Source organism: Mycobacterium sp. TH-M82 (genome assembly GCF_057473605.1).
This window is the reverse complement of record NZ_JBYCKY010000474.1, coordinates 1-4552: the sequence shown is the minus strand read 5'-3', so window position 1 is coordinate 4552 and position 4552 is coordinate 1. Positions and strand designations below refer to the sequence as shown.

The window sequence follows — 4552 nt, the reverse complement described above, 5'->3', positions numbered from 1 at the left end:
GTGACGGTGTCGGACCACATGGCCTACGACGGCCTGCACGACGCGTTCACCGACCAGCCGATGGGCGCCCTCACCGAGCAGCGTAACGACGTCGACAAGCTCACCCGATGTGCGCAGGACGAGTTCGCCGCCGGATCACACCAGAAGGCGGCCGCGGGCTGGAAGGACGGCATTTTCGCCGACGAGGTGGTGCCGGTGATGATTCCGCAGCGCAAGGGCGAACCGCTGGAGTTCACCAAGGACGAGGGGATCCGCAACGACACCACTGCCGAATCGCTGGCCGGGCTGAAGCCGGCGTTTCGCCGCGACGGCACCATCACCGCCGCCTCGTCGTCGCAGATCTCCGACGGTGCGGCCGCAGTGGTGGTGATGAACAAGGACAAGGCCACCGAGCTGGGGCTGAGCTGGCTCGTCGAGATCGGTGCGCACGCCGTGGTGGCGGGACCCGACTCGACGCTGCAGTCCCAGCCGGCCAATGCGGTCCGCAAGGCCGTCTCCCGGGAAGGCATCACGGTCGACGACCTCGGCGTCATCGAGATCAACGAGGCGTTCGCCGCGGTCGCGCTGGCCTCCATCGCCGAACTCGGCGTGAACCCCGACATCGTCAATATCAACGGTGGTGCGATCGCCCTCGGGCATCCGATCGGCATGTCGGGAGCCCGGATCACCCTGCACGTTGCGCTGGAGCTGGCGCGGCGCGGCTCGGGGTACGGGGTGGCGGCCCTGTGCGGCGGCGGCGGCCAGGGCGATGCGCTGATCCTGCGGGCCGGATAGGTTGCTGGGTTGCGTCGACGTAGCGACGACGCGATCGTGCACATTGTTCTCGATGACGGCCGTCGACAAGGGTGCGACGAGGCGTGACAAAATTGACGGCGTGACCCGTCCCCGACCCCCTATCGGCCCAGCACTGGCCGGAGCGGTGGACCTGTCCGGCCTCAAGCAGCAGGCCGAGCAGAGTGGGTCCGGCGGCGCCGGGGGTGCTGGGGCAGCCGCGCCGGGCGGCACCGGGATCACTGAGATCACCGAGACCAATTTCGAGGCCGAGGTGCTGCTCCGGTCCAATCAGGTGCCGGTGGTGGTACTGCTGTGGTCGCCGCGCAGCGCTGCGTGTGTCCAATTGGCTGACACTCTTGCGGGCTTGGCGCGGGCCGATAACAAGGACGACACCGGCAAGTGGTCGCTGGCCACGGTCAACGTCGACACCACGCCGCGCGTGGCGCAGGTGTTCGGGGTCGAGGCGGTGCCCACCGTGGTGGCGCTGGCAGGCGGGCAGCCGATCTTCAGCTTCCAGGGCGTGCAGCCACCGGATCAATTGCGCCGCTGGCTGGATTCGCTGCTGTCGGCGACAGCGGGCAAGCTCGGCGGTGTAACCGATTCCGGCCAGGAGGCGCAGGTCGATCCGGTGTTGGCTCAGGCTCGCGAACAGCTCGAGGCGGGTGATTTCACCGCGGCGCGAAGCTCTTATCAGGCACTGTTGGACGCCGATCCCCAGCATGCCGAAGCGCGCGCGGCCCTTCGCCAGATCGACTTCTTGCAGCGTGCTACCGCGCACCGCCCCGATGCGATTGTTGTCGCCGACGCCGCCCCGGACGACGTCGACGCCGCGTTTGCCGCTGCCGATGTGCAGATCGTCAACCGGGATGTCGCCGCGGCGTTCGACCGGTTGATCGCGCTGGTGCGACGAACGTCCGGTGATACGCGCACCTCGGTGCGGACCCGGCTGGTGGAGTTGTTCGACCTTTTCGATCCCGCCGATCCGGATGTCGTCGCCGCGCGCCGCAACCTGGCCAGCGCGCTGTACTGATTCTGGTCGCGAGCATGCGCAAAGTCGCACTCCTGGAGACCGCGGAGTGCGACTTTGCGCATGCTCGCGCCGGCGCGGCGGATCAGTATGGAGGCTGCAGCTCGCCGAACATCGGGAAGTGGCGCACGTTGGTTGTCAACAGATCCGCGTCGATGACGATCGCCGTCGCGGCGATCACGTAGTCAACGTCATCGATACCGCTGCGGCTTCGCCTGAACCGACGTGCCAGCTGGCCAGCTATCCGGGCCACATGTTCCGCCACTCCCGCCCAGGTGAGGGCCGAGTAGAAATCCTCGAGGGCATGCTAGACGGTCTCCGTCGCGGCGCAGAGCCGCCGCAGCGCCTGGCAGACCAGGGTTGTATCGGTGGTCGGCCAGAACGGTGGCAGCGAGGCGCGCAGGTAGTCGCCGTAGCGCGCGGTCGCCATGCGCGAGTCGAGCACCGCCACCACTCCCCGATCGTCGAGCCCACGCAGCAGCCGGCCCGCCCCCTGCGCCAGCAACACCGCCGCGTGGCCCGCGGCGACGGTCATGAAACCGTTACCGCCGTGGGCGGTCACCGCGCGCTGGCGGGCAGCCAGCAGCGGGTCGTCCGGTCGTGGGAACGGGATTCGGTCAATGAGCACCAGCGACAGCGACGGACCGGGCACGTCGACGCCCTGCCAGAGTGACAGCGTGCCGAACAGGGAGGTCGCAGTGTCGGCGGCGAACTGCTCGACCAGCGCGCCGGTGGCATCGTCGCCCTGGCACAGCATCGGCGTTTCCAGGCGCTCCCGCAGCGCCTCGGCGGCCGCTCGTGCCGCCCGCATCGACGAAAATAGCCCCAGCGTGCGTCCGCCGGCGGCGCTGATCAGCTCCGCGATCTCGGCCAACTGTTCGGCCGAGCCGGCGCCGTCGCGTCCGGGGGCCGGCAGATGCGCGGCGACGTAGAGGATGCCAGCCTTGGCGTGGGCAAACGGCGATCCGACATCCAAGCCCCGCCAAAGAGATTCCGGATCCCCGTCGGTCAGCCCCCAGGCGCTCGCCATCGCGTCGAAGGATCCGCCGACGGTCAGGGTTGCCGAGGTCAGCACCGTGGTCGCGCGGGCGAACAGCCGGTCACGCAACGGCCCGGCCACCGATAGCGGTGCCACCCGCAGCACCGGGCGCACCGAACCACGGTTGTCCTCGTGGTCCAGCCACACGACGTCGGTGCGCTCGGGGATGGCGGGTCTGAACGAGGCCAGGATTCGTGCCGCGGTCTCGGCGATTTCGGTGAGCGCCACGACCGCCTCTTTGCGCGCGGCCGCCGCCTTCGGGTCGCTGGGCGTGAGGTCGATCGCCGATTGGGCCGCACCGGCGGCGTCGCGCAGTGCGGTCAGGTAGGTCGCCAGCTCGTCGTCGAGGTAATCAATCCGGCCGGGGCGCGCGTCGTGGATCGCCGAGCCGAACGTGGTCGCCGCGGTTTCGAACCGCTGGGTCAGTTCGGCTGAGATCAGCCGCGTGATCCGCCGCGACGCGACGCCGAGCGCGGCCGGCGTGAGCTCGCCGGTGGCCACCGAAGTCACCCGGTCCACCAGCTCGTGTGCCTCGTCGATCACCAGCAGTCGATGCTCGGGCAGCACGTTGGCCTCGCCGATCGCGTCGATGGCCAGCAGCGCGTGGTTGGTCACGACAATGTCGGCGCCGCCGGCATTGTCGCGTGCGCGCTCGGCGAAGCACTCGGCGCTGAACGGGCAGCGGGCCGCGCCCAGGCATTCGCGCGCCGACACACTGACCTGTGCCCAGGATCGATCTCCCACACCGGGTTTGAGCTCGTCGCGGTCGCCGGTATCGGCCTCCGACGCCCAGGCGGTAAGCCGCTGCACGTCGCGACCGAGGGCGGTAGCGGCGGACGGTTCGAAAAGCTCCTCCTGCTCACCATCGGCCGGGGCATCGGGATCGCTGCCGCCGTGGATTTTGTTGAGACACAGGTAGTTCCGTCGTCCTTTGAGCAGCGCGAACCGTGGCTGTCGCGGCAGGACGTCGGCCAGCGCATTGACGAGCCGGGGCAGATCGCGCTCGACGAGCTGGCGCTGCAATGCGATCGTCGCGGTAGACACCACCACCGGGGTGTCGTCGGACACCGCGCGAGCGATCGCGGGAACCAGATAGGCCAGCGACTTGCCGGTGCCGGTTCCGGCCTGCACGGCCAGGTGTTCCCCGGTGTCGAAGGCATGCGCGACCGCTTCGGCCATCTCCACCTGGCCGCTGCGCTCGGTGCCGCCCAGCGCCGCCACCGCGGTGGCCAGCAACTCGGGCACGTCGTTCATCGAGGCGCCCCCTCCTACGACCAGGCGGCGTCGGCGATGAGGGCCGTCGACCCGAGCACACCGATACTCTACGAACCGTCTCTCGCTTCACGACTACTGCCTGGTGAGCGGCAGTGCTTGCAGGCTGCTGGAGGCCATCTCGTGGACACTTCCGGGGCGTACCGACAAATTCGGTGGTTGGGCTTGCGGATCGGGATAGGTGAAAGCTAGGTTAACGCTGGATAAGACCCGTTGTGTGCTGCGGGGATCTTCGCTGAGGAATTGAATTGATGGCTGGCCTGCCCGTGGGTGATCGTGGATCACGCATCACCACTGTGCGTCGTCGTCGCGTGGTGGGTGCGCCGGTGGGCGTGGTGGTGGGTGTGGTTGTGGCGATGAGTCTTCCGGTTGGTGTGCCGTCGGCGCGCGCTGATGTGGGCGATTCGTTCGTCGACGCGTTGGTTGACTCGGTTGAGGCG

General features: G+C 68.7%; 4 protein-coding genes and 1 pseudogene. 3 read left to right on the top strand and 2 right to left on the bottom strand.

Annotated features, from left to right (window positions below):
• Both AC2VON_RS14595 and AC2VON_RS14590 read left to right on the top strand, forming a co-directional pair.
• The coding region (locus tag AC2VON_RS14595; RefSeq protein WP_486953586.1) for an acetyl-CoA C-acyltransferase at window positions 1–774 on the top strand (774 nt) is incomplete at its 5' end.
• A gap of 100 nt (window positions 775–874) precedes the next feature.
• Window positions 875–1804 (top strand): tetratricopeptide repeat protein, encoded by a 930-nt coding sequence (locus AC2VON_RS14590; RefSeq protein ID WP_486953585.1) that lies wholly within the window; start codon window positions 875–877, stop codon window positions 1802–1804.
• An 82-nt stretch (window positions 1805–1886) separates the two neighbouring features.
• On the opposite strand, the pseudogene AC2VON_RS14585 reads toward AC2VON_RS14590, so the two are convergent.
• Window positions 1887–2105 (bottom strand): annotated as a pseudogene (locus AC2VON_RS14585) (PIN domain-containing protein); the annotation flags it as partial.
• Window positions 2106–2108: 3 nt separating this feature from the next.
• Window positions 2109–4094 (bottom strand): ATP-dependent DNA helicase, encoded by a 1986-nt coding sequence (locus AC2VON_RS14580; RefSeq protein ID WP_486953584.1) that lies wholly within the window; start codon window positions 4092–4094, stop codon window positions 2109–2111.
• Between the two features lie 269 nt (window positions 4095–4363).
• Here AC2VON_RS14580 and AC2VON_RS14575 point away from each other — a divergent pair.
• The coding region (locus AC2VON_RS14575) for a hypothetical protein (protein WP_486953583.1) at window positions 4364–4552 on the top strand (189 nt) is incomplete at its 3' end.

Bases quoted from the DNA above. Each gene is read 5' to 3' on its own strand.
- AC2VON_RS14580 (WP_486953584.1), bottom strand. From the start codon at position 4,094: ATGAACGACGTGCCCGAGTTGCTGGCCACCGCGGTGGCGGCGCTGGGC.